The sequence below is a fragment of the Methylopila turkensis genome (assembly GCF_027922325.1).
GTDB lineage: Bacteria > Pseudomonadota > Alphaproteobacteria > Rhizobiales > Methylopilaceae > Methylopila > Methylopila turkensis.
This window is the reverse complement of record NZ_BSFL01000002.1, coordinates 324,335-350,235: the sequence shown is the minus strand read 5'-3', so window position 1 is coordinate 350,235 and position 25,901 is coordinate 324,335. Positions and strand designations below refer to the sequence as shown.

The window sequence follows — 25,901 nt, the reverse complement described above, 5'->3', positions numbered from 1 at the left end:
GCGCGGCGGTTCCGCTCTGCTACATTGCGGCTCTCACGAGGCGACGGGTGCCGATGGCGTCGATATCGAGCGGGGGGCCGTTGAGGCTGGGCCGCAGGACGCCATGGCTGCGGTTCGTCGCGATCGCCCTGACGCTGCTCGCGGCGGCGCCGCTCGTACTGACGCTCGTCTACGCGGTCGTTCCGCCGGTCTCCACGCTGATGGTCGCGCGCTGGCTGACGCTGAGGCCGGTCGAACGCGTCTGGATGCCGCTCGACCAGATCGCGGCGACGCTGCCGCGGGCCGTCGTGGTCTCCGAAGACGCCCGTTTCTGCCAGCACGGCGGCGTCGACTGGGCGGCCGTGCGGCTCGTGCTCGGCGAGGGCGGGGACAACGGCCCGCGGCGCGGCGCCTCGACCATCACCATGCAGGTCGCGAAGAACCTGTTCCTCTGGCAGGGCGCGCCGTACCTCCGCAAGCCGCTGGAGATCGTGCTGGCCCAGGGCATCGAGCTGGTCTGGAGCAAGCGCCGGATCATGGAGGTCTATCTGAACATCGCGGAGTGGGGGCCGGACGGGGTGTTCGGCGCCGAGGCCGGCGCGCGGCGGGCCTTCCGCAAGAGCGCGCGCGCGCTGACGGCGCGGGAAGCCTCCGTGATGGCCGCGGCGCTGCCGAACCCGATCGTCCGCGACGCGCGGCGCCCGAACCGTCAGGCGTCGTCGCACGCGGCGGTCATCGTGCGGCGGGCGCGAGCGGCCGCCGCGCTTACCGGCTGTCTGGCGCGATAGCCTGCGAGCGGGCGTCGCGGGATTGGCTCTGGCGTTCGCGTCGCGATGCCGTTATAAGCCCGCGCTTGACGGCGAGGCGAAAGCGCCCCGCCCAACGACCTTTGCGCGCGCGTGAGCGCTGCGGCCCGATCCGACGGAGTTTTTGACTATGGCCGTTCCGAAGCGAAAGACCTCCCCGATGAAGCGCGGCTTCCGCCGTTCGGCCGACGCGCTCAAGTCCCCGACCTATGTCGAGGACAAGGACTCCGGCGAGCTCCGCCGCCCGCATCATGTCGACCTGAAGACCGGCATGTACCGCGGCCGTCAGATCCTGACGCCGAAGGAGGCCTGACCCGGCCGCCTGCAGGCGGCTCCGTTCAGGACTTCGCGCCATCGACAAAAAAGCCGGCCCTGCCGAGGGCCGGCTTTTTTGCGTGCGCTTTGGCGAAGCGCCGTCAGGCCTTGGTTTCGAACCCGTGCGGCGCGCGCGCGACGGCGCGGCGGGTCCGGCGATAGGCGGTGATGGCGTCCGCGACGGGTCCGCGGCGACGCTGGCGGGTCTGCGGAACGCCGAGCTTGCCCGCGATCAGCTGCGCGACGAGCGGCGCGTAGGAGCGGGGGGCGGCGGGCTCGGGGGAGGCCGTCGGGCGGGCCTCCGGCGTCGGCGCGTCGGTCGCGCGTCGGCCGTATTTCGGGGTCGCCGGCGCGTCCTCCGATGGCGAGACGGGCTCGACGCCGTGGTCCGCGGCGTCGGCGGCCTTGCGGGGCCGCTCCACGCGGGCGGGCCGGGTCACACCAGATGGGCCGCTGATCATCAGCATCAATTCACCACCGGACGTCTGTCATACTTTGAGTGAGGTTTGAATTCCTCGCCTGACCGCAGATCTGTTAACCGAACATAAACCATTTGGCTTGCGCCGCGATCACCTGCAGGAAAGCTAGAGGAAGTTTCGTTAGAGTCCAGGGCAGCGATTCTTCGTCCACGCGAGTCATGGGTCGATCGAATGCCGAATGTCGAAACGGCCGCGACCCGAGACGCCCGGCCGCTGTCCCTCGAGGACACGCTGTCGGCCGTCGGTGAGGCCGCCTATGACTGGGACGTCGCGTCCGACCGCCTGGAGTGGACGGCCAATGCGCGACATCTGCTCCAGTTGCCGCCTTCGGTCCGTATCGACGAGGCGGCCCGTTTCGAAACCCTGCTGGACCCCGAGGCGCTGACCACCCGCCGCTCGGCGGTGTTCGGCGCCTCGCAGGCCGACGACGGCGCCGGCGTTCCGTTCGAGATCGAGTACCCGCTCCTGCGCGGCGGGCGGGCGCAGCGGCTCTGGCTCCAGGATCGCGGGCGCTGGTACGCCGGGGCCGACGGCCGTCCGCAACGCGTCGTCGGCGTGGTGCGGCGTCTCGGCGACCATCAGGAGCGACCGGCCGAGGTCGCCGCCATGTCGCGGTTCGACCCGCTCACCGGGCAGCTCGCGCGAGCGCGGCTGATCGAGATCGCCGCGAGCGCGCTTGCGGCCGGCGCGCGGATGCAGACCTCCTCGTCCTTCGCGCTCGCCGCGCTCGTCAATCTCGGCGCCATCAACGACGCCTACGGCTTCGACATCGGGGACCGCGCCGTGGTCGAGGTCGCGCGGCGGCTTCGCGGCGCCATGCGCGGCGGCGATTCGCTTGGCCGGTTCTCGACCTCGACCTTCGGCGTGGTGCTGCAGGAGTGCGACGCCGCCGACCTTCAGGTCGCCGGCCGCCGCCTGCTCGCCGCCGTCAACGAGGAGCCGATGGCGACGGAGTTCGGCCCGGTTTCGGTGCGGGTCGCGGTCGGCGCCGTGGTCGCGCCCCGCCACGCCCGCGACACGGCCGAGCTCGTGTCGCGCGCCCGCACCGCGCTCAACCGGGCGAGCGCCGCTCCCTCCGGCTTCAGCATCTACGCGCCCGATCCCGAGCGGGAGGCCGCGCGCCGCGCCCATGTGCGGCTCGCCGACGAACTGGTGGCGGCGCTCAACGCCCATCGCGTGGCGCTCGCGTTCCAGCCGGTGTTCCGCGCCGACACGCGCGAGGCGGTCTGGAGCGAGGCGCTGGTGCGCGTGCGCACCGACGGCGGCGACATCATCTCGGGCGGCCCGCTCGTGGAGGCGGCGGAGGAGGTCGGCATCGTCCACATGCTGGACCACCGCGTGCTGGACCTCGCGATCCGCAAGCTCGCGGCCGACCCTGACATCCGGCTTGCGGTCAACATCTCGGCGTCGACCACCAACGATGAAAGCTGGATGGACGCGCTGACCTCGTGGTTCACGCTGCGCCCCGATCTCGCCGAGCGGATGATGGTGGAGATCACCGAGACCGCGGCGATCGCCGACCTCGTCGCCACGTCGCGCTTCGTCGCCGAGCTCCGGGCGCTCGGCGTGAAGGTCGCGATCGACGACTTCGGCACCGGCCACACCTCGTTCAAGGCGCTGAAGGAGCTCGCGATCGACCTGGTGAAGATCGACGGGTCGTTCGTCCGCGATCTCGGCCGTTCGGCCGACAGCGGCGCCTTCGTCCGGGCTCTGCTGGCGCTGTCGCGCGAACTCGGGTTCGAGACGGTGGCGGAGCAGGTCGAGACGGAGGCCGTCGCCGAGATGCTGACCGCCTGGGGCGCGACCTATCTGCAGGGCTCGCTGCTCGCCGCGCCGTCGCTGCGGTCGGACGCCGCGCCGCAGCGGGCGTGACGCGGCTGAGGCCTCAGCGCCGGAGCGCCGCCTCGATCGCCTTGAGGTCCTCGGCGTTGGTCGTCACCCGCGCCGCGATCCTGGCGCGCAGCTTGCGCGCCAGCTCCGGATATTCGTCGAACAGCCGAGCGAACAGCGTGCGCGCTATCCGGTAGACCGTGGCCGGCCCCTCGGCCGCAGCCGTCGCGGGCCGGCGGGTCTCGCACAGCAGGGCGAGTTCGCCGATCAGAGCGCCTTCGCCGACGCGCCGGCTGGCGCCGTTCGACCGCGTCAGCCGGACGAACCCGGACACCACGACGAACGCGCCCGGGGCGTCATCGCCCTCGCTGAACAGCACGGCGCCGTCGGCGAGGTCGATCCGGTCGGCGGAAAACGCGATGAGCCTCAGCGCCTCGCGACCGAGCTCGTCGAGCAAAGGCGTGCGGCCGAGCGTCCGGATGTCGTCCTCAAGCGCCAATCGAACCCCGCACGCGCGTCGTCAGCTCGTCTCAGGGAACGAGCTTGTAGCCCCCGGCCTCCGTGACGAGCAGACGCGCATTCGACGGATCGGCCTCGATCTTCTGTCTTAGCCGATAAACGTGCGTTTCGAGCGTGTGAGTCGTCACGCCCGAATTGTACCCCCAGACTTCCTGAAGAAGCGTTTCGCGCCCGACCACGGCGGGGCCAGCGCGGTAGAGGTAGCGCAGGATCGCGGTTTCCTTCTCGGTCAGGCGGATGCGGCCGTTCTTGTCTGTCACCAGCATCTTGGCGCCGGGCTTGAACGTGTAGGGCCCGACCGCGAACACCGCGTCCTCGCTCGCCTCGTGGCTGCGGAGCTGGGCGCGGATGCGGGCGAGCAGCACCGCGAAGCGCACCGGCTTTGCCACATAGTCGTTGGCGCCGGCCTCGAGGCCGAGAATCTGGTCGGCGTCGGAATCCTGCCCCGTGAGCATGATGACCGGCCCGCGGAAGCCGTCGCGGCGCATCATCTTCACCGCCTCGCGACCGTCGATGTCCGGCAGGCCGACGTCCATCAGCACGAGGTCGAGATGGTCCGCGCGCGCCTTGGCCAGACCAATGCTGGCCGTTTCGGCCGAATCCGCTTCGAACTCGTCGTGCAGGTTAAGCTGTTCGGTGAGCTCGCCGCGGAGATCGGCGTCGTCATCGACTACGAGTATCTTGCGCTTGGTGGCCATTCAGGGGTCATCTCCGATGCAGTTCCGCCGCGTTACTGCCGCGTGAACTAGAGCACGTACCCCGCGCTCGGCAAGGTGAACGGGCCGCCGCCGGGCATGATCACGCCACGCCTCACGCCATTCTGACCGCCACGACCCGATCCCGCCATGCGACATCCGCTTAGAATCATCGCCGTCCGGCCGCTGCCCGGGGCGCGGGCGCGGGGGCGACTCGCCGCCGGGGCGTTCGTCCTGCCCTGCGCGCTGGGACCGGCCGGCGTCGTGGTCGACAAGCGCGAGGGCGACGGCGCGACGCCGCGCGGCGATCTCGCCGTGCGGCGGGTGTTCTGGCGGCCGGACCGGGGACGGCGGCCGTCGACGGCCGCCCCGACCCGCGCCATCCGCCCGGACGACGGCTGGTGCGACGCCGTTGGGCACAGGCTCTACAACCGCCTCGTGCGGACGCCGTTCGCCGCGTCCCACGAGCGGATGTGGCGCGACGACGGCCTCTACGACCTTGTGGTCGAGCTCGGCTGGAACGACCGCCCGGCGCGCCAGGGCCGCGGCAGCGCGATCTTCCTGCACGCCGCTCGGCCCGGCTTCACGCCGACCGCGGGCTGCGTCGCGGTCGCGCCCGGCAAGCTCCGCCGGCTGATCGCGCTCATGGGGCCGGGCACGGTCCTGCGCGTCGGCGCGCCGCCGAGGCCGCGCCGCCGCCAGCACTGACCGGCGCCCGCGGCGTCGACCTGACGAAGATGTCAGCACGACCGGGGGCTCGCGAACTTGTGCGCGCGCCGGCCCTCACCATATCATCGCCCAAGAGATCGCCGGTGTGCGGCGGTTCTGAAGGATCATTGAGGAACTCAGACTATGTCCGACTTCCAACGCAACGCTTGGGGCCGCACGGCTGTCGGAGGCGCGACCACGTCGGCCGTCGTCGACCAGGGTCTGCGCTCCTACATGCTGAGCGTCTACAACTACATGTCGCTCGGCCTCGCCATCACGGGCTTCGCCGCGATCGGCGCGTTCATGCTCTCCGTCACCAGCGACCCCGCCTCGGCGGTCGCTACGGCGCGCGGCATGCAGCTCACCCAGTTCGGCTACGCGCTGTTCGCGAGCCCGCTGAAGTGGGTCGTCATGCTCGCCCCGCTCGGCATGGTGTTCTTCCTGTCGGCGCGTCTCCACAAGATGTCGCCGGCGGCGGGCCAGATCGCGTTCTACGTCTTCGCGGGCCTGATGGGCCTGTCGCTGTCGTCGATCTTCCTCGTCTACACCGGCGCCTCGATCGCGCGCGTGTTCTTCATCACGGCGGCCGCCTTCGGCGCGCTCAGCCTCTGGGGCTACACGACCAAGCGCGACCTGTCGGGCATGGGCACCTTCCTGATCATGGGTCTGTTCGGCATCGTGATCGCGAGCCTCGTGAACATCTTCATCGGCTCGACCATGGTGCAGTTCGTGGTGTCGGTCGTCGGCGTGCTGGTGTTCTCGGGCCTCACCGCCTATGACACCCAGCGCATCAAGGAAAGCTACTACGGCGGCTATGACGGCGACACGCTCAGCCGGTCGGCGATCATGGGCGCGCTGTCGCTCTACCTGAACTTCATCAACCTGTTCACGATGCTGCTGTCGCTGTTCGGCAACCGCGAGTGATCGGTTCGACGGTTTCCGGTCTTTCCTGAGGCCGGAGGTTGCGAGGGGCCCCGGCGGCGACGCCGGGGCTCTTTGCGTTCGGCGGGATTCTTCGCGTGCGCGCCGGGGCCGAGGGTAGAAGGGAGCCAGATGTCGGGAGGCCAGGGTCCGTTGAGCGGCCGCTTCATCCGCGTGAAGGAGGCGCTTCTGCGGGAGCACGCCGAGCGGGACGACCCGCGAGCGCCGTTCTACGCCGCGATGCTCGCCGTTGACACCTATGAGGACTACGACGCGCTGGCGGGCTCCCGGCCGGTCGCCGTGCCCGACCGCAGGATCGGCTCCGTCACCCCGCGCGACGAGATCCGCCACGCCCGCCGCCGGGGCTGGATCGCCGACGACTGAGCGTCTGGGGTTCCCGGCGCCAAGCGGGCTGCCTTTTTGCGCGGGCGTGGGGAGCGTCGTTCAACGGCGTGTGGCGAAACCGGGCCGCATCGCGGCCGCCGATGGAGCGCCGCCGTATCCGCTCGTCGTCCTGCGGCTTGACCGGAGGACCCACCGTGGGCGCCGAGCTTTACGCCGGGCATGGATGGTCCGTTCAAGCCGGACCATGACGCCGCGCTTCAACTGACAGGGCGTGGCGTTAGCCGTAGCTCTGCACCAGACTGCCCGCGATCAGGTTCCAGCCGTCCACCAGCACGAAGAAGATGAGCTTGAACGGCAGCGACACGATCGCCGGCGGCAGCATCATCATGCCCATCGACATCAGCACCGAGGCCACCACGAGGTCAATGACGAGGAACGGCACGAACAGCAAGAAGCCGATCTCGAAGGCGCGCCGGAGCTCGGAGATCATGAAGGCCGGAACCAGCACCCGGAGCGACACCGCCTCCGGCCCTTCCGGAGTCGGCTCGCGCGACAGCTCCTGGAACAGCGCCAGGTCCTTCTCGCGCACATGCGCCAGCATGAAGGTGCGGAACGGCGCGACGCCGCGCTGGAAGGCGGTGGCGTCGTCGATCTGGCCGGCGAGGCGCGGCGCGATCGCCTGGTCGTAGGCCGCCTGGAAGGTCGGGGCCATCACGAAGGCGGTGAGGAACAGCGCCAGCGCCGTGACGACGGTGTTCGGTGGGGCGGTCTGGGTGCCGATCGCCGTGCGCAGCAGCGACAGCACCACCACGATGCGGGTGAAGCACGTCACCATGATCAGGATCGACGGCGCGAGGCTCAGCACCGTGATCAGCGCGACGAGCTGAAGCGCCCGCTCGCTGACGCCGCCGCCCTGTCCGAGATCGAGCGTGACCGACTGGGCGAGCGCCGCTCCCGGCGCGGCGACGAGCGCCAGCGCGAACCCGAAGGCGACCGCGGCCGTGGCGCGGTTCGCGATTCCCGTCACGGCTCCGCGCGGCGGAGCGCCGGTGCCGTGGTTCGGGGCGTCGTCACGGCTGCGGCTTGCTCAGGTCCCGGCCGAGGAGGCTCGCCATCTCGGCTTCGAGCGAGGCGAGGGGATCCTCGTCGTCGGTCTTCGGCGCGGGCGCCGGCGCCGCGCGCTGCTCCGGCTTCACGGCGGGGGCGGGGGGCTTCGGGGCGGCCGGCGCCGGAGCGGGGCCTGCAAGCGCCGGAGCGGCGGCTACGGCGGCAGGAGCGGCCGGCCTCGGAGCGGGCGCAGCGGCTGCGGCCGGCCTGGGCTCGTCGCTCTTCGGCGCGTCGACCTTGGGCGCCTCGACCTTGGGCGCGGCCGGCGCCGTCTTCGGCGCGTCGTTGACCGGCGTCACCGGGCGCTTGAGCGCAGCGGCGAGCCGGTCGGCGATCTCGCTCGACCGCGGCGCGGCGGCGGCGGGCTGCACGGCAGGGGCGGGGATCGCGGAGGCGACGGGAGCGGCGGCGGCGGGCTGGGGCTTCGGGGCCGCCGGCTGCGCCGGAGCGGGCGTCGGAGCGTCGACCGGAGGAGCCTGGCGCGGCGCTGCGGGAGCGGCGGCAGCGCCCGGGCGAACCACAGGTGCCACGGTCGGCGCGGCCGGGGCCTGCGGCTTCGGGGTTTCGCGCGTGGGCGGAGCGACGGGCGGGGCCTCGGAGGCCTTCGCCGGCGTCGGGGCGGGCTGCGCCGCGCGGGGAGGTTCGGGCGCGCGGGGCGCCGCAGGGGCGCGCTCCGGCTGGGGCTGAGGCGCGCGGACGGGTGCGGCGGCGGGCGCCGGCTGCGGCGGCGCAGACCGCGTCTCGGCCGGGAAGGCGATCGGCTCCCGCTGGCCGGAGCCGGCGGGGGTGCGCAGGATGCCGCTCTCGACCACGACGTCGTTCGGGCCACCGAGCAGCACCAGATGCTCGACGTTGTCGCGGCGCACGATCACCAGGCGGCGGCGCCCGTCGATGGCAAGCACGTCGAGCACGCCGAGCCGCGGCTGCCGCGAGCGGCCGGTCGCGGCCGAGCCTCCGAGACGCTTGCCGCCGAAGCTGCGGATCAGCCAGGCGCACAGCAGCACCACGGCGATCAACGCGACCAGAAGCAGGATGAAGCCGACGGGGGCCGGAATCTCGACGCCGAAAATCTGGTTCAGCACGCGGTCTTTCCCTCGATCTCAGAAGCGCGGTCCGGGCGCCGTGAGGACCCGCACGGCGTCGCTCGCCGACGGCCGCCCGGAGCACCAAGACCGACGCGGCCGCAACCGTCATAGACAAAGTCACGATCAAGGTGAACGGAAAGTTAACGTCTTTAACAGTCCATTAACCATGGGCGCGGCAGATTTTGCCGGGCGGCGCGCGCAATTCGCGAACCGCCCTTCAGCCCTCGCGGCGGCGTAAGGCCTCCGCTCCATTGGACCCGAAGCGGGAGATCATCGGTGACCGGGTCGATCGAACCTCCGCTGCTGGCCGCGCTGAAGAACAAGATGCAGTGGCATTCGGCGCGGCAGGGCGTGCTGGCCGAGAACGTCGCCAACGCCAGCACCCCCGGCTTCCGGGCGCAGGACCTTGCGCCGCTTCCGGCGCAGGAGAGCGGCATCGGCGTCGCGCTGACGAACCGCGGGCATCTGACGCTCGCCTCGGCGTCCGCGAGCGGCCGCGCCGAGGAGCGTGGCTCGTTCGAGCGCACGCCCGACGGCAACGCCGTGGTGCTTGAGGAGCAGATGACCAAGGCCGCCCAGAACCAGATGGACCACCAGATGGCCGCCACGCTCTACGGCAAGAGCCTCGGCCTGCTGCGCATCGCCATCGGCAAGCGCTGACGGACGACGAGGAGCTCGCTCATGGATCTCGCCCGCGCGATCGGCGTCGCCGCCTCCGGCCTGAAGGCCCAGGCCGGCCGCATGCGCGTCATCGCCGAAAACCTCGCCAACGCCGATTCGGCGGCCGCGGCCCCCGGCGGCGATCCCTATCGCCGCAAGGTGCCGACCATGACCTCGGAATTCGACCGCGAGCTCGACGCCCGCGTGGTCGCGCTGGGGCGCGTGGAGCGCGACCGTTCGGACTTCCGCGTCCGCCACGAGCCCGGCAACCCGATGGCCGACGCCTCCGGCAACGTCCGGCTGCCGAACGTCGACCCGCTGATCGAGCAGATGGACATGCGCGAAGCCCAGCGCAGCTACGAAGCCAACCTCAACATGGTCGGCTCGGCGCGGCGCATGATCGCCCGCACCCTCGACATCCTGCGCGCCTGATCCCCGCCTCGCCCCACCCCGGAGCCTGATCCATGACCTCTCCCGCCGCGGCCGCCAGCGCCTACGCCAATCTCGCCGGGATCGCGTCCGGCCAGGGCTCCGGCCGCGCCGGGCCGGCGGCGGCCGGCGAGGGCGGCTTCGGAGACATGCTGCAGCAGGCGCTCGCGGGCGTCGTCGAGCAGGGCAAGGCGAGCGAGCAGAGCGCGCTCGCGGCCGTCTCCGGCAAGGGCGACGTCGTCAGCGTCGTCACCGCCGTCGCCGAGAGCGAGCTCGCGCTCGAGACCCTCGTCAGCGTCCGCGACAAGGTGATCGCGGCCTACGAGGACGTCATGCGCATGCCGATCTGAGGGCCGCCCCCATGAACGCCGCGGAAGTGCTCGACGTCGCCCGCGACGGGCTCTGGACCATCCTGCTGGTCGGCGGCCCGCTGATGGCGGTGACGCTGATCGTCGGCGTCGCGGTCTCGCTGATCCAGGCCCTGACCCAGATCCAGGAAATGACGCTCGTGTTCGTGCCGAAGATCCTCGCCCTGTTCGCGGCGATGATTCTCGCGCTACCCTTCATGGGCGACGCGCTCGCAGGCCACATGGCGCGCATGGCGGGGCGGATCGCCTCGGGCGGCTGACGGGCGCCGCCGAAGGGCCGCGATGACGATCGATCTCCTCCCCGCCGACGTCGCCGCCTTCGCGCTGATCTTCGCGCGCGTCGGCGCGCTGGTGATGCTGATGCCGGCGCTTGGCGAGGAGAACGTCTCGGCCCGCTTCCGGCTGACGATCGCGCTGCTGCTGACCTTCGTGTTCTGGCCGTTCGCCCGGCCGATGTACGCGATCGACCCCAATGATCCGGTCGGCCTGCTCGGCCTGCTCGCCGCGGAGATCGCCGTAGGCCTCGTGCTCGGGATCGTCGCGCGGCTGGTGATGTCCTCGCTGTCGGTCGCGGGCTTCGTGATCGCGAACCAGCTCGGCCTCGGCTTCGTCACCACCGTCGATCCGACGCAAGGGCAGCAGGGCGCACTGATCGGCACCTTCCTGACCCTGACCGGCGTCGCGCTGATCTTCGCGACCGACCTGCATCACTTGGCGATCGGCGCCATCGCCGGCAGCTACGATGCCTTTCGCCCCGGAGTCATCCCGCCGACCGGCGACGCCGCGCAGCTCGCGCTCAAAGGCGTCGCCGACGCCTTCCGCATCGGCGTGCAGCTTTCGGCGCCGTTCCTGGTCTTCGGTCTGGTGTTCAACCTCGGGCTCGGCGTGCTGTCGCGGCTGATGCCGCAGCTCCAGGTGTTCTTCATCGCGACGCCGCTGTCGATCGCGGGCGGCTTCGTCCTGCTCCTGCTCGTCATCGGGCTGATCATGAGCGTCTTCCTCGGCGACATGGGCGCGACGCTGCGCGCCCTGTCCGGCGGCTGAGGAGACCGGCGTGGCGGGGGAGGACGAAGGCGGCGAAAAGACCGAACAACCGACGCAGAAGAAGCTCGACGACGCGGTCAAGCGCGGCGACGTCGCCAAGAGCCAGGAGGTCAGCACCTGGTTCAGCCTCGCCGCCGCGACGCTCGCGCTCTCGGTGTTCGGCGACGGCGCCATCTCCAGCCTCAACGCGACGCTGACGCGGTTCCTGTCGGACGCGCACAGCTTTCGGACCGACGGCGTCTCCCTCACCGCCATGGCCGGCGGCGTCGGCCTTTCGGTCGCCGCCGCGCTCGCCCTGCCGGTGCTCTGCCTGATGGCGGCGGCGATCGGCGGCAATCTCGTGCAGCACCGCTTCGTGTTCTCGACCGAATCGATCACGCCGAAGCTTTCGAAGATCTCGCCTCTGTCGGGCTTCAAGCGCCTGTTCTCGGTCGAAAGCCTCGTCAACTTCCTCAAGGGCCTGCTGAAGCTTGCGATCGTCGGCGTCGTGATCTGGATGGTGATCTGGCCCGAGCGCCAGCGGGTCTCGGCGCTGGTCGACGCCGATCCAGCGCTGATGCTGGGCGCGCTGAAGACGCTGTCGCTCGACGTGCTGGTGTCGGCGGTCGCCGTCTTCGCGGTGATCGCGCTCGCCGACTACATCTGGCAGCGCCGCCGCTGGAACGAACGGCTGAAGATGTCGATCCAGGAGATCAAGGAGGAGCACAAGCAGCAGGAGGGCGATCCGCACATCAAGGCCCGGATCCGCCAGCTCCGCAGCGAACGTTCGCGCAAGCGCATGATGGCGCAGGTGCCCAAAGCGACGGTCGTGATCGCGAACCCGACGCACTACGCGGTCGCGCTGAAGTACGAGCCGGGCATGAACGCGCCGCTTTGCGTGGCGAAGGGCGTCGACGCGCTCGCGCTCCGCATCCGCAAGATCGCCGAGGAGGCGGGCGTCGAGGTGGTGGAGAACCCGCCGCTCGCCCGCGCGCTCCACGCCGCGATCGAGATCGATCGCGAAATTCCGGCCGAGCACTACAAGGCCGTCGCCGAGGTCATCGGCTTCGTGATGCGCAGGAAGCGGCGGTGAGGGAGCGCCAGGACGCGCCACGACCCACGGCGCCTACGCCTTCTTGCAACGGCGCCGCAGGGGCCGCATGGTCGCCGCGGGGTCGTCGACCGAACGAATCGTCGGCGTGGCGCCGGTCCGGAACGCGATTGAGACGAGATCTCCCATGAGCAGCGTCGCCGAAGGAGGGCCGATGTCCGCCGAGCCGCCGATCGACCGCAGCGGGCGCTCGGGCTCGATCGGGCTCGTGGTGCTGCTGGCCGGCGCGCTGGTGGGCGCCGCGATCGCGGTGTCGTTCCTCAAGGGCGAGAGCGCGCAGCCTTGGATTCTCGCGCTGCTCGCGGCGCTGTCGGTCGTCGGCGTGTTCGCGCTGTTCGCCGGCGCGGTCGGTCTGATCCAGTTCGCGAGCCGCGGCTCGCGCGACGATCTCGCCCGCGCGATCGCCGCGACCGCGGAAGAGGGCGTGCTCGTCACCGACGCAGGCGGGCGCATCGTGTTCGCCAACGACGCCTATCTCGACCTGACGCGGGCGGAGGGCCCCGGCGCGGTGCGCACGGTGGAGCGCGCCTTCGCGGGCAACGCCGACGTCGCCGAGGCGATCTACCGGCTGTCGCAGGCGGCGCGCGCCGGCAAGCGCGCCTTCGAGGAGGCCCGCGTGACGCTGCCGGACGGGCGCGGCGCGTGGTTCCGCATCGGCGTGCGGCCGATCACCCGCGACGGCGCCGTGGAGACGGTGTGGACGGTCGCCGACGTGACCCGCGAGCGCGAGCGGCATGAAAACGTGTTCCAGGAGCTGCAGCACGCGGTCGATTTCCTCGACCATGCGCCGGCGGGCTTCTTCGCGGCCGAGGGCGACGGCGCGATCGTCTACATGAACGCCACGCTCGCCGGCTGGCTCGACCAGGATCTGACGCGGGTCGGCGGCGGCGCGCTGTCGCTGCGCGAGATCCTCGCCGGCGACGGCGCCGCGCTCGTCGGCGCGCTCGCGCCGAAGCCGGGCGCGGTCGCGACCGAGATCATCGACGTCGACCTGAAGACGCGCGGCGGGCGCTCGCTGCCGGCCCGGCTGCTGCACGCCGTCGCTTGGGCCCATGACGGCACGCCCGGCGCCTCTCGCACGCTGGTGCTCGACCGCGGGCCGGGCGCCGACGTCTCCGAGCCGCTGCGGGCGGCGGAGGTGCGCTTCGCCCGCTTCTTCAACAACACCCCGCTCGCGATCGCGACCGTGGACATCCGCGGGCGCATCCTGCGGACCAACGCGCCGTTCGCGAGGCTGATCGGCGAGCGGCTGAAGGGCGACGCCGGCGAGCGCTCGATCATGTCGGCGCTCGCGAGCGATCGCGACCAGGCCGCGCTCGCCGCCGCGATCGAGGCGGCCGCCGGCGGCGCGGGCGACGTCGCCCCGGTGGACGCGGCGCTGCCGGGCGAGGGCGGCCGCTCCGTCCGCCTGTTCGTGACCCGCGTCGACGACGCCGACGGTGACGGCGAGGCCGCCGTGGTCTACGCGCTCGACACCACCGACCAGCGCGCGCTGGAGGCCCAGTTCGCCCAGAGCCAGAAGATGCAGGCGGTCGGCCAGCTCGCCGGCGGCGTGGCGCACGACTTCAACAACGTGCTGACCGCCATCATCGGCTATTCCGACCTGCTGCTGGCGAACCATCGGCCGACCGACCCGTCCTTCCAGGACATCATGCAGATCAAGCAGAACGCCAACCGGGCCGCGAGCCTGGTGCGGCAGCTGCTGGCCTTCTCGCGCCGCCAGACGCTGCGGCCGCAGGTGATCGGGCTCGGCGACGTGCTGGCCGAATTGCGGATGCTGCTCTCCCGCCTGCTCGGCGAGAAGGTCAAGCTCGAGCTCGTCCATGGCCGCGACCTGTGGCTGGTGAAGGCCGACCTCAACCAGTTCGAGCAGGTGATCATCAACCTCGTGGTCAACGCGCGCGACGCCATGGCCGACGGCGGCACGGTGACGGTGCGCACCCGCAACGTGACCGCGGCCGAGGCGCCGACCTTCGGCTATCGCGGGCTTCCGGCGGCGGACTACGTGATGGTCGACGTCGAGGACACCGGCGAGGGCATTCCGCCGGAGATCATCGACAAGATCTTCGAGCCGTTCTTCTCGACCAAGGAGGTCGGCAAGGGCACGGGCCTCGGGCTCTCCACCGTCTACGGCATCGTCAAGCAGACCGACGGCTATGTGTTCGCGCTGTCGGAGCCGGGCGAAGGCGCGATCTTCCGCATCTTCCTGCCGCGCCACGTGCCGGTTGAGGCGGAGGAGGCGAAGCCCATCGCGGCCGCCGCGGCGCCGCAGGACATGACCGGACGCGGAACCGTGCTGCTGGTCGAGGACGAAGACGCCGTGCGCGCCTTCGGCGCCCGGGCGCTCGCCTCCCGCGGCTACACCGTGCTGGAGGCGCGCTCCGGCGTCGAGGCGCTGGAGCAGATGGAGACGCACGCGGCCGAGGTCGAGCTCGTCGTCTCCGACGTGGTGATGCCCGAGATGGACGGCCCGTCGCTGCTGCGCGAGCTGCGCAAGAAGCAGCCCGACCTCAAGATCATTTTCGTGTCGGGCTACGCCGAGGACGCCTTCAAGAAGAACCTGCCCGAGGGCGAATCGTTCGCCTTCCTGCCGAAGCCGTTCACGCTGAAGCAGCTGCTGCAGGCGGTGAAGCAGACCATCGGCGGCTGACGCCGCGATCCCTTGCTTTCCTTGCGGCTGACGCCTCCATCGCTGTTTCGCGCGATGGCTATGTTCCTCTTGTGTTCCTGGAACAAAGTGGGTACATCTCCATGCGTTGAAGGTTTTTCGCCCGCCGTGCCATAAGGAGCCGACGCGATGTCGCAAGCCAATCTCCGCCTCGTCGAAGGAAGCTCCATGGACAAGACCAAGGCGCTGGACGCCGCGCTCGCGCAGATTGACCGCGCCTTCGGCAAGGGCTCGATCATGCGCCTCGGCGGCGGCCAGACCACGCTCGACATCGAGACGGTCTCGACCGGCTCGCTCGGCCTCGACATCGCGCTCGGGGTCGGCGGCCTGCCGCGCGGCCGCATCATCGAGATCTTCGGGCCGGAGAGCTCGGGCAAGACCACGCTCGCGCTGCACACCGTCGCCGAGGCGCAGAAGAAGGGCGGCATCTGCGCCTTCGTCGACGCCGAGCACGCGCTCGACCCGGTCTACGCCCGCAAGCTCGGCGTGAACCTGCAGGATCTTCTGATCTCCCAGCCCGACACCGGCGAGCAGGCGCTCGAGATCGCCGACACGCTGGTGCGCTCCGGCGCGGTCGACGTGCTGGTGATCGACTCGGTCGCGGCGCTGACCCCGCGCGCCGAGCTCGAGGGCGAGATGGGCGAGGTCCAGCCGGGGCTGCAGGCGCGGCTGATGAGCCAGGCGCTGCGTAAGCTCACCGGCTCGATCTCCAAGTCCAAGACCATGGTGATCTTCATCAACCAGATCCGGATGAAGATCGGCGTGATGTACGGCAGCCCGGAGACCACCACGGGCGGCAACGCGCTCAAGTTCTACGCCTCGGTGCGCCTCGACATCCGCCGCATCGGCGCGATCAAGGAGCGGGACGAGACAATCGGCAACCAGACCCGCGTCAAGGTGGTGAAGAACAAGGTCGCGCCGCCGTTCAAGCAGGTCGAGTTCGACATCATGTATGGCGAGGGCGTCTCGAAGACCGGCGAGCTCATCGATCTCGGCGTGAAGGCCGGTATCGTGGAGAAGTCGGGCGCCTGGTACTCCTTCGACAGCCAGCGGCTCGGGCAGGGGCGTGAGAACGCCAAGACCTTCCTGAAGGACCAACCCGACGTCGCGGCCCGGATCGAGGCGGCGGTCCGGCAGAGCGCCGGCGTTCTCGCCGAGAAGATCCTCGACCGCGTCGATCCGAACGATCCGGACGTCGACGCCGACTGACGGGCCGGCCCTCAGGGCTTCAAGGCGCGGCGCTTGGTTTTCTGGACAGTCGCGGGCCGCGCCCCCTATGGTGCGGCGCGCCTCGTTCGGCGTGCGGCTTGACCTCCGCGCCGGACGAGGCGCCGGCCGTTCCGCGGCCGACGACCTCCCCGTCCTGAGAGCGGTTCGATCAAGTCCATGAGCGGCGTCAACGAGATCCGGAAGACCTTCCTCGACTACTTCCAGAAGGAAGGGCATGCGGCCGTCGCCTCGGGCCCGCTGGTCCCGCGCAACGATCCGACGCTGATGTTCACCAGCGCCGGCATGGTGCAGTTCAAGAACCTCTTCACCGGGCTCGAGCGCCGCGACTATTCGACCGCGACCACCGCGCAGAAGTGCCTGCGCGCCGGCGGCAAGCACAACGATCTCGACAATGTCGGCTACACCGCCCGGCATCACACTTTCTTCGAGATGCTCGGGAATTTCTCGTTCGGCGACTATTTCAAGGAGCGCGCGATCGAGCTCGCCTGGAATCTCGTCACCAAGCATTTCGATCTGCCGAAGGACCGCCTGCTCGTCACCGTCTACATCGACGACGACGAGGCCCACGCGCTTTGGAAGAAGATCGCCGGCTTCTCCGACGACCGCATCATCCGGATCGCGAGCTCGGACAATTTCTGGGCGGCCGGCGACACCGGGCCCTGCGGGCCCTGCTCCGAGATCTTCTTCGACCAGGGCGACAAGCTGGCTGGCGGTCCTCCCGGCAGCCCGGACGAGGACGGCGACCGGTTCCTCGAGTTCTGGAACCTGGTGTTCATGCAGTACGACCAGGTCGAGCCGGGCGAGCGCCGCCCGCTGCCCCGGCCGTCCATCGACACCGGCATGGGGCTCGAGCGCATCTCGGCGATCCTGCAGGGCGTGCCCTCGAACTACGACACCGACCTGTTCCGCGCCCTGATCGCGGCCTCCGTCGAGGCGACCGGCGTGCCGGCCGAGGGCGACGCGCGCGCGAGCCACCGCGTCATCGCCGATCATCTGCGCGCCGCGAGCTTCCTGGTGGCGGAAGGCGTGCTGCCTTCGAACGAGGGGCGCGGCTATGTGCTCCGGCGCATCATGCGCCGGGCGATGCGGCACGCGCAGCTGCTCGGCGCCGCCGATCCGCTGATGTGGCGGCTGGTGCCGGCGCTGACCCGGGAGATGGGCGCGGCCTATCCCGAGCTCGTCCGGGGCGAGGCGCTGATCACCGAGACGCTGGAGCTCGAGGAGAAGCGCTTCCGCTCGACGCTGGCGCGCGGGCTCGGCCTGCTCGAGGAGGCGGCGTCGGATCTGGCCTCAGGCGACAGCCTCTCCGGCGAGACCGCGTTCAAGCTCCACGACACCTACGGTTTCCCGCTCGACCTGACGCAGGACGCCCTGCGCGCGCGCGGCGTTTCGGTCGACGTCGAAGGCTTCAACGCCGCCATGGCGCGCCAGAAGGCCGAGGCGCGCGCCGCGTGGTCCGGGTCCGGAGAAGCCGCGACCGAGGCGGTGTGGTTCCCGATCCGCGACCGGGTCGGCCCGACCGAATTCCTCGGCTATGGCGCCGAAAGCGCGGACGGCTCGGTCGTCGCCCTGGTGCGCGACGGGGCCGAGGTCGCGGCGCTTGAGGCGGGCCAAAGCGGCTTCCTGATCGCGAACCAGACGCCGTTCTACGCCGAGAGCGGCGGTCAGGTCGGAGACACGGGAACGCTTGCGGCGCCGGGCGTCGAGGTTGTCGTTTCCGACGCGCAGAAGAAGCTCGGCGACCTGTTCGTGCACGCGGTCGAGGTCAGGAAGGGCAAGGTCTCGGTCGGCGACGGCCTCACCTTCACGGTCGATCACGGGCGCCGCCGGCTCGTGCGCGGCAACCATTCGGCGACACATCTGCTGCATGAGGCGCTGCGTCTGACGCTCGGAGACCATGTGGCGCAGAAGGGCTCGCTGGTCGCGCCCGACCGGCTGCGCTTCGACTTCAGCCACACCAAGCCGATCGCGGACGCCGAACTCGAGCGGATCGAGGCGATCGCGAACGGCATCGTGCTTCAGAACGATCCCGTCGCGACGCGGGTGATGGGCATTGACGAGGCGCGCGCCTCCGGCGCCCGCGCGCTCTTCGGCGAGAAGTACGGCGACGAGGTGCGGGTTGTCGCGATGGGGCGGGCCGGCGACGGCAAGCCCTATTCGATCGAGCTGTGTGGCGGCACCCATGTGGGGGCGACCGGAGAGATCGGTCCGATCACCATCGTGGGCGAAAGCGGGGTCGCGGCCGGCGTGCGGCGGCTTGAGGCGCTGACCGGCGAGGCGGCGCGGCTCCATCTCGAGAGCCAGAACGCGCGCGTGGCCGATCTCGCGGCGCTGTTGAAGACGCCCGAGGCCGATCTGGTCGCGCGCGTCGAAGCGCTGGTCGAGGAGCGGAAGAAGATCGAGCGCGAGCTGGTGGAGGCCCGCAAGAAGCTCGCCATGGGCGGCGGGGGCGCGGGCGCCGTCGACGCGGTGCGCGACGTCGGCGGGATCAAGCTGTTCGCGCGGGCGGTTGAGGGCATCGAGATGAAGGACCTCAAGGGTCTGGTCGACGAGGCCAAGAAGTCGATCGGCTCCGGCGTCGCCGCGATCGTCGGCGTCACCTCCGAGGGTAAGGCCGGCGTCGTGGTCGGCGTGACCCCGGACCTGACGCAGCGCTTCAACGCGGTCGAGCTCGTGCGCGCGGCCTCCGCCGCGCTCGGCGGCTCGGGCGGCGGCGGCCGTCCCGACATGGCCCAGGCCGGCGGACCGGACGGCGACAAGGCGAACGACGCGCTGGACGCGGTCGCGGCCCGTCTCGCCGCGGCTTGAGTGTTGCTCGCGCGTCCTGACGGGGCGCGCGACGTTCTTATCAAGCCCTATCGCCCAGCGACGGTGGCCGGGACTGACCGTCCCGGATCGCGCGCTTTCGCGGTCCGATGTGCAAGGATATCTGCTGCTCGCGCGGGCGGGTTTATCGGGCGCGGCCGCGTTCAGCCGTCCGCGGTCTTCTTCGGCTTCGGGCCCGCACCGCGGAGGTTGACGATCTTCTGCAGCAGGTCGAACCAGAAAGGCGCGCCGAACGAAAGCGCGAGGCCGGTGAAGGCCAGTCCCAGAACCTTGACCGCCGCCGCGACGAGATCGGCCAGGCCGATCGGCTCCGGCGGGTTCGCCGGACCGCCTGCGACGGTCGACGGCGTGCCCCAGCCGATCGGAAACGGCTGCAGCTTGGCGTAGAGCTCGGACCCGACGCGGAGCTGGCATTCCAGCCGGTCCGCAGCGTCCGCTTGTGCGCAGGCGGGTTTGAGGTCGTCGGTCGACTTCACCGCTTCCGCGACCGCGGCGACGTTCGCGCGCAGATCCTTGTCCGCCCAAAGCGCGCGCGCGACCGCGAAGGTGTCCGCGTTGAGCGCCACGGCCAGGACGAGGCCGACCCCGAGCGCGATGCGCTTGCTCTCCCGCGCGAAGTCGCCGCTCAACCGGTCCATCGCGCTGTCGAACCATGAGGCGAGGTTGTCTCGCGCCGCCGTAAGGTCGCCCTCGGCGGCCGCGAGGTTGGCCGTCACCACGTCGCGAAGCTTGCTTCCCTCCGGCAGCGCCTCGGCCAGTTGCTTCAGGTCGCCGAACGCCGTGCCGGTCGAGGTCAGGCTCTTCGCCTTTGCGGTCGCGCCGAGGCTGTCGAGCAGCGCCATGGCGAAGACGCGCGGGTCGAAATAGGACGGGTGGTCTTTGTCCCGCGGAACGCCACGTTTGTCCGTCGCGGGAGCCGGCGGGCGGACGGCCGCGTCGGGCGGCGTCGTGGTTCCGTCGAGCGCTTCGCCGCCGCGGGCCGCGGTCTTGGCGCTGACGATCAGCCCGTGCTCGTAGAACCTCTTCCGGACGGCGTCGTCGTCCAGCAGCATGCCGATGGTGCGCGACAGGTGACGGCCGCGCAGGCTGAGCGTCGTGGATATGATCTCGCCGATCGCCGTCACGGCGAGGCTCAGGATCAGGTACATCAGGACGACGCCGAGCGCGACGTCGACGACAGCGGGCATGCTCATGGCTTCCCCTCCCGACATGAGGAGGAGAAGCCTACATGATGCAACCTGGAGTTAAATACGTAGAGTCGCGCAATTGGGCGCGGCTCAGGCCATCGCCTTCTGCAGGTTGGCGTCGATCTTGTCGAGGAAGCCGGTGGTGGTGAGCCAGGTCTGCTCGTCGCCGACGAGCAGCGCGAGGTCCTTGGTCATGAAGCCGCTTTCGACCGTGTCGACGCAGACCTTCTCCAGCGTCTCGGCGAAGCGCTTCAGCTCGGCGTTGTCGTCGAGCTTGGCCCGGTGGCCGAGGCCGCGGGTCCAGGCGAAGATCGAGGCGATCGAGTTGGTCGAGGTCGCCTTGCCCTTCTGGTGCTCGCGATAGTGGCGGGTGACGGTGCCGTGGGCGGCCTCCGCCTCCATTATCTTGCCGTCCGGCGTCGTCAGCACAGAGGTCATCAGGCCGAGCGAGCCGAAGCCCTGCGCCACCGTATCGGACTGCACGTCGCCGTCGTAGTTCTTGCACGCCCAGACGTAGCCGCCGGACCACTTCAGGGCGGAGGCCACCATGTCGTCGATCAGGCGGTGCTCATACCAGATCTTCTTGCCGGCGAACTGGTCCTTGAACTCGGCTTCGTAGATCTCCTGGAAGATGTCCTTGAACCGGCCGTCATAGGCCTTGAGGATCGTGTTCTTGGTGGAGAGGTAGACCGGGAAGCCGCGGTTGAGGCCGTAGTTCAGCGAGGCGCGGGCGAAGTCGCGGATCGAGTCGTCGAGGTTGTACATCGCCATCGCGACGCCGGAGCCCGGCGCGTCGAACACCTCGTGCTCGATGGTCTGGCCGTCCTCGCCGACGAACTTGATCGTCAGCTTGCCTTTGCCCGGGAACTTGAAGTCGGTCGCGCGGTACTGGTCGCCGAAGGCGTGGCGGCCGACGACGATCGGCTGCGTCCAGCCGGGCACCAGCCGCGGCACGTTCTTGCAGATGATCGGCTCGCGGAAGATCACGCCGCCGAGGATGTTGCGGATCGTGCCGTTCGGCGAGCGCCACATCTTCTTGAGCTTGAACTCCTCGACGCGCTGCTCGTCGGGGGTGATGGTCGCGCATTTCACGCCGACGCCGTGCTTCTTGATCGCCTCGGCGGCCTCGACCGTCACCTTGTCGTCGGTGGCGTCGCGGTGTTCGACGCCGAGATCGTAGTAGTGAAGGTCCAGGTCGAGATAGGGGTGGATCAGCTTGTCCTTGATGTACTGCCAGATGATCCGCGTCATCTCATCGCCGTCGAGTTCGACGACGGGGTTCGCGACCTTGATCTTCGACATATGCGGACAGCCTTTCGCAAGGGGAGGGACGGCGGAGGGTGCGCTGCGGCAATTCGGCGCTCGTGTAGCATCGCGCGGCCTTTGGCGGAAGCGCCGGTCATGCGCGGGCGCATGTTCGTCGTGCGCATGGCGGGGTGGTCGATGAGCGGAAAAGCCCCAAAAACGGCGCTCCGTCGGAATCGAGCCTCATGAGCAAAGTCGAAAGCGCGACTGTCGGCGCGCCGCCCGCCGGCGCCGACCGCCGTCTGGTCTTCGTCGCCGCCGTCGCCTGCGGCGCGATCGTCGCGAACCTCTATTACGCGCAGCCGCTGGTCGACCTGATCGCGGCGGGCCTCGGGCTCGATCCGGCGACGGCGAGCTCGGTCGTCGCGCTGACGCAGGTTGGCTACGGCGTGGGCCTCCTCCTGGTCGCGCCGCTGGTCGACCTGACGGAGAGCCGGCGGCTGCTCACCGTCACCCTGCTCGCGGCGGCGCTCGCGCTCGCGCTCACCGCCGCGGCGCCCTCGGGCGGCTGGTTCTTCGCCGGCTCGTTCCTGATCGGCGTCGGCTCGGTCGCGGCGCAGATGCTGCTGCCGATCGTGGCGAGCGCGGCACCTGAGGAGAAGCGCGGCGAGGTCGTCGGCACCGTGATGAGCGGGCTGCTGTTCGGCATCCTGCTGTCGCGGCCATTCTCCAGCGTGCTCGCGGACGTGGCGGGCTGGCGCGCGGTGTTCGCGGCGTCCGCCGCCTTCATGGTTCTGATCGCCTTCGTCGTGCGGGCGGCGGTGCCCTCGCGCCGGCCCGAGGGCGGCATGGGCTACGGCGCCTTCCTCGCGTCCATGCCGAAGCTGCTCGCGCGCCATGGCGTGCTGCGCCGCCGGGCGGGCTACCAGGCGGCGATGTTCGCCGTGTTCAGCCTGTTCTGGACGGCGGCGCCGATGCGCCTGATCGACGCCTACGGCTTTTCCCATTCGCTCGTCGGCCTGTTCGCGTTGGCGGGCGCGACCGGCGCGCTTGTCGCGCCCTGGGCCGGCAAGCTCGCCGACCGCGGCCTGACCTATCCCGGCACGCTGGCGGCTCTGGTCATGGCGTCCGTCGGCTTCGCCGTCGCGGGCGCCGACGGCTGGCTCGGCCTCGCCGGCCTCCTGTTCGGGGCGGTGGTGGTCGACGTCGGCGTCCAGATCAACATGATCCTCGGACAGCGCGCGATCTACGGCCTCGATGCCGAGGCGCGCGGCCGGCTGAACGGGCTATATGTCGCGATCCTGTTCCTCGGCGGCGCGGCCGGCTCGACGCTGGTGAGCCCGCTGATGACGAGCTTCGGTTGGCCGGGCGTCGCCGCGGTCGGCGCGATCCTGCCGCTGATCGCCTTCGCCTTCGCGGCGTTCGACCGCGGCGCGGACTGAGGTTGGCGCGGCCGCGCGCCCGCGTGCTATCGCTCCGCCCCCACGAGAAACCTTCGAAGGCCCGAACGGCATGGCCGGAACCGACCACACCAAAGCCGACCTCGCGGCCGCGCTGCCCGAGGGGCCGGCGATCGTGTTGGTGCAGCCCCAGCTCGCGGAGAACGTCGGATCGGTCGCGCGCGCCATGGCCAATTTCGGCCTGACGGACCTGCGGGTCGTGCAGGGGCGGGCGGACGTCCGCTCGGAGACCGCGATCGCGTTCTCGGCCGGCGCCGACTACGTGCTGGCGCAGGCGCAGGTGTTCGACACGCTCGAGGAGGCGGTCGCCGATCTCACCCTGCTGTTCGCCACCACGGCGCGCGAGCGCGGGCAGGCGAAGCCGGTGGACGCGCCCGACGCCGCGGCGGGCCGGCTCGTCGCGCATGGCGCGGGCGGCGGGCGCGCCGGCGTGCTGTTCGGCCGCGAGCGCACCGGGCTCGACAATGACGAGGTCGCGCTCGCGAGCCGGGTCGTCACCTTCCCCGTCAATCCGGCTTACGCCAGCCTCAACCTCGCCCAGGCCGTGCTGCTCGTCGGCTACGAGTGGTTCAAGGCGGCGACCGGCGGCGCACCGGCCTTCGCGATGCCGCCGCGCTCGCCCGAGGCGTCCCAGGCGGAGGCGATCGCGTTCTACCGCCATCTCGAAGGCGAGCTCGACGAGGCCGGCTTCTTCCGCTCCGCCGACAAGCGCGCCTCGATGGTGCGCAACCTGCGCAACATGATCCACCGCATGGAGCCGACGAAGCAGGATCTGCAGACCCTGCACGGCGTCGTCACCGCGCTGGTCGAAGGACGGCCGGGGCCGGAAGGCCGGACGCGTAACGTGCTGAAGCCGTTGAAGGACGAAGGGCAGGGCTGAGATGACCCTATGGTGGGGCGCATCGCCGGCGGGGACCGATCCGCAACTGACAGAGCTTGAGAAGGATATTCTCGGTCGGTTCCACGTGGCGTATTCCGACAAAGGCTTTCCGGACATATCGGAGTTGCAAGTCGAATACAGGGAACATACTGGTGCCGGTCGCTATACCTATCTGGGCCATCCGGGCGTCGTTGCGCTTCCGGATGGATGGCATGGGGTGGGAAATTATTGCCATTTTGAAATGGATGGGTTGCCGTATGGAGGCACATACGGACTTTTTATCGAGAAGCAAAAAATAAAGATCTTGGAGCTGTCAGTCATCGGTGAATGCGAATGGTATGGCTCCGAAAATTCTTGGAGGATCGCGGATCCCAAGACTGGAGAGTTTTCGGATTGAAGGTCATGCCGCGCTTCTCCGGTAATCCCTATCCGATCGGAGCGATCACGATCTGACTGGACATCCGACTGCAGTTCCATGTTATGCGCGCCCGCATCTTATCGGAGACGAGTCCGCATGATCCCCCGCTACTCCCGCCCCGAGATGGCCGACATCTGGTCGCCGGAGACCCGGTTCCGCATCTGGTTCGAGATCGAGGCCCACGCCTGCGACGCGCTGGCGGAGCTCGGGGTGATCCCGAAGGAGGCGGCCAGGACGATCTGGGAGAAGGGCGGCGCCGCGACCTTCGACGTCGCGCGCATCGACGAGATCGAGGCGGTCACCAAGCACGACGTCATCGCCTTCCTGACCCATCTCGCCGAGTTCGTGGGCCCGGACGCCCGCTTCGTGCATCAGGGCATGACGTCGTCGGACGTGCTCGACACCTGCCTCAGCGTTCAGCTCAAGCGGGCGAGCGACATTCTGATCGCCGACGTCGACCGGCTGCTCGCGGCGCTGAAAGCCCGCGCGCTCGAGCACAAGCTCACGCCCACCATCGGCCGCAGCCACGGCATCCACGCCGAGCCGACCACCTTCGGCCTGAAGCTCGCGGGCTTCTATGTCGAGTTTCAGCGGGCGCGCGAACGGCTGGTCGCGGCGCGCGCGGAGATCGCGACCTGCGCCATCTCCGGCGCGGTCGGCACCTTCGCCAACATCGATCCGGCGGTCGAGGCCCACGTCGCGGAGAAGCTCGGCCTGACGGTCGAGCCGGTCTCCACCCAGGTCATCCCGCGTGACCGCCACGCCATGTTCTTCGCGACCCTTGGCGTGGTGGCCTCGTCGATGGAGCGGCTCGCGACCGAGATCCGCCACCTGCAGCGCACGGAGGTGCTGGAGGCGGAAGAGTTCTTCTCGGAGGGGCAGAAGGGCTCCTCCGCCATGCCGCACAAGCGCAACCCGGTGCTGACCGAGAACATCACCGGCCTCGCCCGCATGGTGCGCGCCTATGCGCTGCCCGCCATGGAGAACGTGGCGCTCTGGCACGAGCGCGACATCTCGCACTCCTCGGTCGAGCGCATGATCGGCCCGGACGCGACGGTGACGCTCGACTTCGCGCTGAACCGTCTCGCGGGCGTCGTGGAGAAGCTGCTGGTCTACCCCGAGCGCATGCAGGGCAATCTCGACCGGCTGGGCGGCCTCGTGCACTCGCAGCGCGTGCTGCTGGCGCTGACCCAGAAGGGCGCGAGCCGCGAGGACGCCTACCGCCTCGTGCAGCGCAACGCCATGCCGGTCTGGCGCGGGGAGGGCGACTTCCTCGCCCTGCTGAAGGCCGACGCCGAGGTGACGGCGCTGCTGAGCGACGCCGAACTCGAGGACGCCTTCGACCTCGGCTATCACTTCAAGGCCGTCGAGCAGACCTTCGCGCGGGTTTTCGGCGCGAGCTGAGCCGACCGGATCAGGCCTGTCTCGGGAGGCGTCGCCACGTGACGCCCGCGCCTTCGCTGGTGTCCACGACTTCTCAGTAGAGCTCGGCGAACCTAGAAAATCGGGGATGCCTGGCTCCGCCGGGCATGACGTGATTGGTTCATCCCGGCGTTTGCATGATGTCCGGATCCAAAAGACGCGCCGAAGGTCGCGGCCCGCCCCGC

26 protein-coding genes are annotated in these 25,901 nt (G+C 70.1%); 19 read left to right on the top strand and 7 right to left on the bottom strand.

Going from position 1 to position 25,901, the window contains the following annotated elements; translation table 11 throughout:
* Window positions 1-80: 80 nt before the first annotated feature.
* Both mtgA and rpmF read left to right on the top strand, forming a co-directional pair.
* Window positions 81-767, top strand: a complete 687-nt coding sequence (gene mtgA, locus PKE78_RS08280) for a monofunctional biosynthetic peptidoglycan transglycosylase (protein WP_309299096.1) — start codon at window positions 81-83, stop codon at window positions 765-767.
* A 148-nt stretch (window positions 768-915) separates the two neighbouring features.
* Entirely contained in the window at window positions 916-1,098 is a 183-nt protein-coding gene (rpmF, locus tag PKE78_RS08275) for a 50S ribosomal protein L32 (RefSeq protein ID WP_271200398.1), read from the top strand.
* 103 nt (window positions 1,099-1,201) lie between these two features.
* Here the strand turns inward: rpmF and PKE78_RS08270 are convergent, their stop codons facing one another.
* On the bottom strand, window positions 1,202-1,567 hold the full coding sequence (locus tag PKE78_RS08270) for a hypothetical protein (RefSeq protein ID WP_271200397.1): 366 nt from the start codon (window positions 1,565-1,567) through the stop codon (window positions 1,202-1,204).
* Window positions 1,568-1,750: 183 nt separating this feature from the next.
* Between PKE78_RS08270 and PKE78_RS08265 the strand changes: the two genes are divergently transcribed.
* Window positions 1,751-3,451, top strand: a complete 1,701-nt coding sequence (locus PKE78_RS08265; RefSeq protein ID WP_271200396.1) for a bifunctional diguanylate cyclase/phosphodiesterase — start codon at window positions 1,751-1,753, stop codon at window positions 3,449-3,451.
* A gap of 13 nt (window positions 3,452-3,464) precedes the next feature.
* Here the strand turns inward: PKE78_RS08265 and PKE78_RS08260 are convergent, their stop codons facing one another.
* Both PKE78_RS08260 and PKE78_RS08255 read right to left on the bottom strand, forming a co-directional pair.
* Complete coding sequence (locus tag PKE78_RS08260) at window positions 3,465-3,908, bottom strand: cyclic nucleotide-binding domain-containing protein (RefSeq protein WP_271200395.1); 444 nt, start codon at window positions 3,906-3,908, stop codon at window positions 3,465-3,467.
* Between the two features lie 31 nt (window positions 3,909-3,939).
* On the bottom strand, window positions 3,940-4,626 hold the full coding sequence (locus PKE78_RS08255; protein ID WP_271200394.1) for a response regulator transcription factor: 687 nt from the start codon (window positions 4,624-4,626) through the stop codon (window positions 3,940-3,942).
* Window positions 4,627-4,773: 147 nt separating this feature from the next.
* Between PKE78_RS08255 and PKE78_RS08250 the strand changes: the two genes are divergently transcribed.
* The 3 genes from PKE78_RS08250 (at window position 4,774) to PKE78_RS08240 (ending at window position 6,636) form a co-directional block, all read left to right on the top strand.
* Complete coding sequence (locus PKE78_RS08250) at window positions 4,774-5,331, top strand: L,D-transpeptidase family protein (protein ID WP_271200393.1); 558 nt, start codon at window positions 4,774-4,776, stop codon at window positions 5,329-5,331.
* A 144-nt stretch (window positions 5,332-5,475) separates the two neighbouring features.
* Complete coding sequence (locus PKE78_RS08245) at window positions 5,476-6,255, top strand: Bax inhibitor-1/YccA family protein (RefSeq protein ID WP_271200392.1); 780 nt, start codon at window positions 5,476-5,478, stop codon at window positions 6,253-6,255.
* Window positions 6,256-6,405: 150 nt separating this feature from the next.
* Window positions 6,406-6,636 (top strand): hypothetical protein, encoded by a 231-nt coding sequence (locus PKE78_RS08240; RefSeq protein WP_271200391.1) that lies wholly within the window; start codon window positions 6,406-6,408, stop codon window positions 6,634-6,636.
* 238 nt (window positions 6,637-6,874) lie between these two features.
* Here PKE78_RS08240 and fliP read toward each other — a convergent pair whose 3' ends face one another.
* Together fliP and PKE78_RS08230 are read right to left on the bottom strand one after the other, a co-directional pair.
* A complete protein-coding gene (gene fliP, locus PKE78_RS08235; RefSeq protein ID WP_428981258.1) occupies window positions 6,875-7,615 on the bottom strand; it encodes a flagellar type III secretion system pore protein FliP in 741 nt (246 codons plus the stop codon).
* A 52-nt stretch (window positions 7,616-7,667) separates the two neighbouring features.
* Window positions 7,668-8,786 carry a flagellar biosynthetic protein FliO gene (locus PKE78_RS08230; protein ID WP_271200390.1) on the bottom strand — a complete coding sequence of 373 codons (1,119 nt, stop codon included), beginning with the start codon at window positions 8,784-8,786 and terminating at the stop codon, window positions 7,668-7,670.
* Between the two features lie 279 nt (window positions 8,787-9,065).
* Between PKE78_RS08230 and PKE78_RS08225 the strand changes: the two genes are divergently transcribed.
* From PKE78_RS08225 to alaS, 9 genes are all read left to right on the top strand, one after another.
* Window positions 9,066-9,449, top strand: coding sequence for a flagellar basal body protein (locus PKE78_RS08225; RefSeq protein ID WP_428981246.1), 384 nt, complete (start codon window positions 9,066-9,068; stop codon window positions 9,447-9,449).
* A gap of 21 nt (window positions 9,450-9,470) precedes the next feature.
* Window positions 9,471-9,881 carry a flagellar basal body rod protein FlgC gene (flgC, locus tag PKE78_RS08220; protein WP_271200389.1) on the top strand — a complete coding sequence of 137 codons (411 nt, stop codon included), beginning with the start codon at window positions 9,471-9,473 and terminating at the stop codon, window positions 9,879-9,881.
* A gap of 32 nt (window positions 9,882-9,913) precedes the next feature.
* Window positions 9,914-10,228: a flagellar hook-basal body complex protein FliE gene (gene fliE, locus PKE78_RS08215; RefSeq protein ID WP_271200388.1), complete on the top strand. Its 315-nt coding sequence runs from the start codon at window positions 9,914-9,916 to the stop codon at window positions 10,226-10,228.
* 11 nt (window positions 10,229-10,239) lie between these two features.
* Entirely contained in the window at window positions 10,240-10,506 is a 267-nt protein-coding gene (gene fliQ, locus PKE78_RS08210) for a flagellar biosynthesis protein FliQ (RefSeq protein ID WP_271200387.1), read from the top strand.
* A 22-nt stretch (window positions 10,507-10,528) separates the two neighbouring features.
* Complete coding sequence (gene fliR / locus PKE78_RS08205; protein WP_271200386.1) at window positions 10,529-11,290, top strand: flagellar biosynthetic protein FliR; 762 nt, start codon at window positions 10,529-10,531, stop codon at window positions 11,288-11,290.
* A 10-nt stretch (window positions 11,291-11,300) separates the two neighbouring features.
* Window positions 11,301-12,362 carry a flagellar biosynthesis protein FlhB gene (gene flhB, locus PKE78_RS08200; RefSeq protein ID WP_271200385.1) on the top strand — a complete coding sequence of 354 codons (1,062 nt, stop codon included), beginning with the start codon at window positions 11,301-11,303 and terminating at the stop codon, window positions 12,360-12,362.
* Between the two features lie 145 nt (window positions 12,363-12,507).
* Window positions 12,508-15,030 (top strand): cell cycle histidine kinase CckA, encoded by a 2,523-nt coding sequence (cckA, locus tag PKE78_RS08195; protein WP_271200384.1) that lies wholly within the window; start codon window positions 12,508-12,510, stop codon window positions 15,028-15,030.
* A 147-nt stretch (window positions 15,031-15,177) separates the two neighbouring features.
* Window positions 15,178-16,257, top strand: a complete 1,080-nt coding sequence (recA, locus tag PKE78_RS08190) for a recombinase RecA (RefSeq protein WP_271200383.1) — start codon at window positions 15,178-15,180, stop codon at window positions 16,255-16,257.
* A gap of 177 nt (window positions 16,258-16,434) precedes the next feature.
* Entirely contained in the window at window positions 16,435-19,086 is a 2,652-nt protein-coding gene (gene alaS / locus PKE78_RS08185; RefSeq protein ID WP_271200382.1) for an alanine--tRNA ligase, read from the top strand.
* 161 nt (window positions 19,087-19,247) lie between these two features.
* On the opposite strand, the gene PKE78_RS08180 is transcribed toward alaS, so the two are convergent.
* Both PKE78_RS08180 and PKE78_RS08175 read right to left on the bottom strand, forming a co-directional pair.
* Complete coding sequence (locus PKE78_RS08180) at window positions 19,248-20,297, bottom strand: hypothetical protein (RefSeq protein WP_271200381.1); 1,050 nt, start codon at window positions 20,295-20,297, stop codon at window positions 19,248-19,250.
* Between the two features lie 84 nt (window positions 20,298-20,381).
* On the bottom strand, window positions 20,382-21,593 hold the full coding sequence (locus PKE78_RS08175; RefSeq protein WP_271200380.1) for an NADP-dependent isocitrate dehydrogenase: 1,212 nt from the start codon (window positions 21,591-21,593) through the stop codon (window positions 20,382-20,384).
* A 188-nt stretch (window positions 21,594-21,781) separates the two neighbouring features.
* Here PKE78_RS08175 and PKE78_RS08170 point away from each other — a divergent pair, with 188 nt between their 5' ends.
* From PKE78_RS08170 to purB, 4 genes are all read left to right on the top strand, one after another.
* Window positions 21,782-22,978 carry an MFS transporter gene (locus PKE78_RS08170; protein WP_271200379.1) on the top strand — a complete coding sequence of 399 codons (1,197 nt, stop codon included), beginning with the start codon at window positions 21,782-21,784 and terminating at the stop codon, window positions 22,976-22,978.
* Window positions 22,979-23,048: 70 nt separating this feature from the next.
* The gene (locus PKE78_RS08165; protein WP_271200378.1) at window positions 23,049-23,876 is read left to right on the top strand and encodes an RNA methyltransferase; all 828 of its coding nucleotides are present in this window, start codon (window positions 23,049-23,051) and stop codon (window positions 23,874-23,876) included.
* 1 nt (window position 23,877) lies between these two features.
* Window positions 23,878-24,273: a hypothetical protein gene (locus PKE78_RS08160; protein WP_271200377.1), complete on the top strand. Its 396-nt coding sequence runs from the start codon at window positions 23,878-23,880 to the stop codon at window positions 24,271-24,273.
* 117 nt (window positions 24,274-24,390) lie between these two features.
* Window positions 24,391-25,698 (top strand): adenylosuccinate lyase, encoded by a 1,308-nt coding sequence (gene purB / locus PKE78_RS08155; protein ID WP_271200376.1) that lies wholly within the window; start codon window positions 24,391-24,393, stop codon window positions 25,696-25,698.
* The last annotated feature ends 203 nt before the right edge of the window (window positions 25,699-25,901 follow it).

Excerpts from the sequence above, each read along its gene's own strand:
- fliE (WP_271200388.1), top strand. The coding sequence starts at position 9,914 with ATGACCTCTCCCGCCGCGGCCGCCAGCGCCTACGCCAATCTCGCCGGG.
- alaS (WP_271200382.1), top strand. The coding sequence starts at position 16,435 with ATGAGCGGCGTCAACGAGATCCGGAAGACCTTCCTCGACTACTTCCAG.
- PKE78_RS08160 (WP_271200377.1), top strand. The coding sequence starts at position 23,878 with ATGACCCTATGGTGGGGCGCATCGCCGGCGGGGACCGATCCGCAACTG.
- rpmF (WP_271200398.1), top strand. The coding sequence starts at position 916 with ATGGCCGTTCCGAAGCGAAAGACCTCCCCGATGAAGCGCGGCTTCCGC.
- PKE78_RS08255 (WP_271200394.1), bottom strand. The coding sequence starts at position 4,626 with ATGGCCACCAAGCGCAAGATACTCGTAGTCGATGACGACGCCGATCTC.
- PKE78_RS08175 (WP_271200380.1), bottom strand. The coding sequence starts at position 21,593 with ATGTCGAAGATCAAGGTCGCGAACCCCGTCGTCGAACTCGACGGCGAT.
- PKE78_RS08270 (WP_271200397.1), bottom strand. The coding sequence starts at position 1,567 with ATGCTGATGATCAGCGGCCCATCTGGTGTGACCCGGCCCGCCCGCGTG.
- flgC (WP_271200389.1), top strand. The coding sequence starts at position 9,471 with ATGGATCTCGCCCGCGCGATCGGCGTCGCCGCCTCCGGCCTGAAGGCC.
- fliQ (WP_271200387.1), top strand. The coding sequence starts at position 10,240 with ATGAACGCCGCGGAAGTGCTCGACGTCGCCCGCGACGGGCTCTGGACC.
- PKE78_RS08165 (WP_271200378.1), top strand. The coding sequence starts at position 23,049 with ATGGCCGGAACCGACCACACCAAAGCCGACCTCGCGGCCGCGCTGCCC.
- PKE78_RS08170 (WP_271200379.1), top strand. The coding sequence starts at position 21,782 with ATGAGCAAAGTCGAAAGCGCGACTGTCGGCGCGCCGCCCGCCGGCGCC.
- PKE78_RS08250 (WP_271200393.1), top strand. The coding sequence starts at position 4,774 with ATGCGACATCCGCTTAGAATCATCGCCGTCCGGCCGCTGCCCGGGGCG.
- PKE78_RS08180 (WP_271200381.1), bottom strand. The coding sequence starts at position 20,297 with ATGAGCATGCCCGCTGTCGTCGACGTCGCGCTCGGCGTCGTCCTGATG.
- purB (WP_271200376.1), top strand. The coding sequence starts at position 24,391 with ATGATCCCCCGCTACTCCCGCCCCGAGATGGCCGACATCTGGTCGCCG.
- PKE78_RS08265 (WP_271200396.1), top strand. The coding sequence starts at position 1,751 with ATGCCGAATGTCGAAACGGCCGCGACCCGAGACGCCCGGCCGCTGTCC.
- PKE78_RS08245 (WP_271200392.1), top strand. The coding sequence starts at position 5,476 with ATGTCCGACTTCCAACGCAACGCTTGGGGCCGCACGGCTGTCGGAGGC.
- recA (WP_271200383.1), top strand. The coding sequence starts at position 15,178 with ATGTCGCAAGCCAATCTCCGCCTCGTCGAAGGAAGCTCCATGGACAAG.
- fliR (WP_271200386.1), top strand. The coding sequence starts at position 10,529 with ATGACGATCGATCTCCTCCCCGCCGACGTCGCCGCCTTCGCGCTGATC.
- cckA (WP_271200384.1), top strand. The coding sequence starts at position 12,508 with ATGAGCAGCGTCGCCGAAGGAGGGCCGATGTCCGCCGAGCCGCCGATC.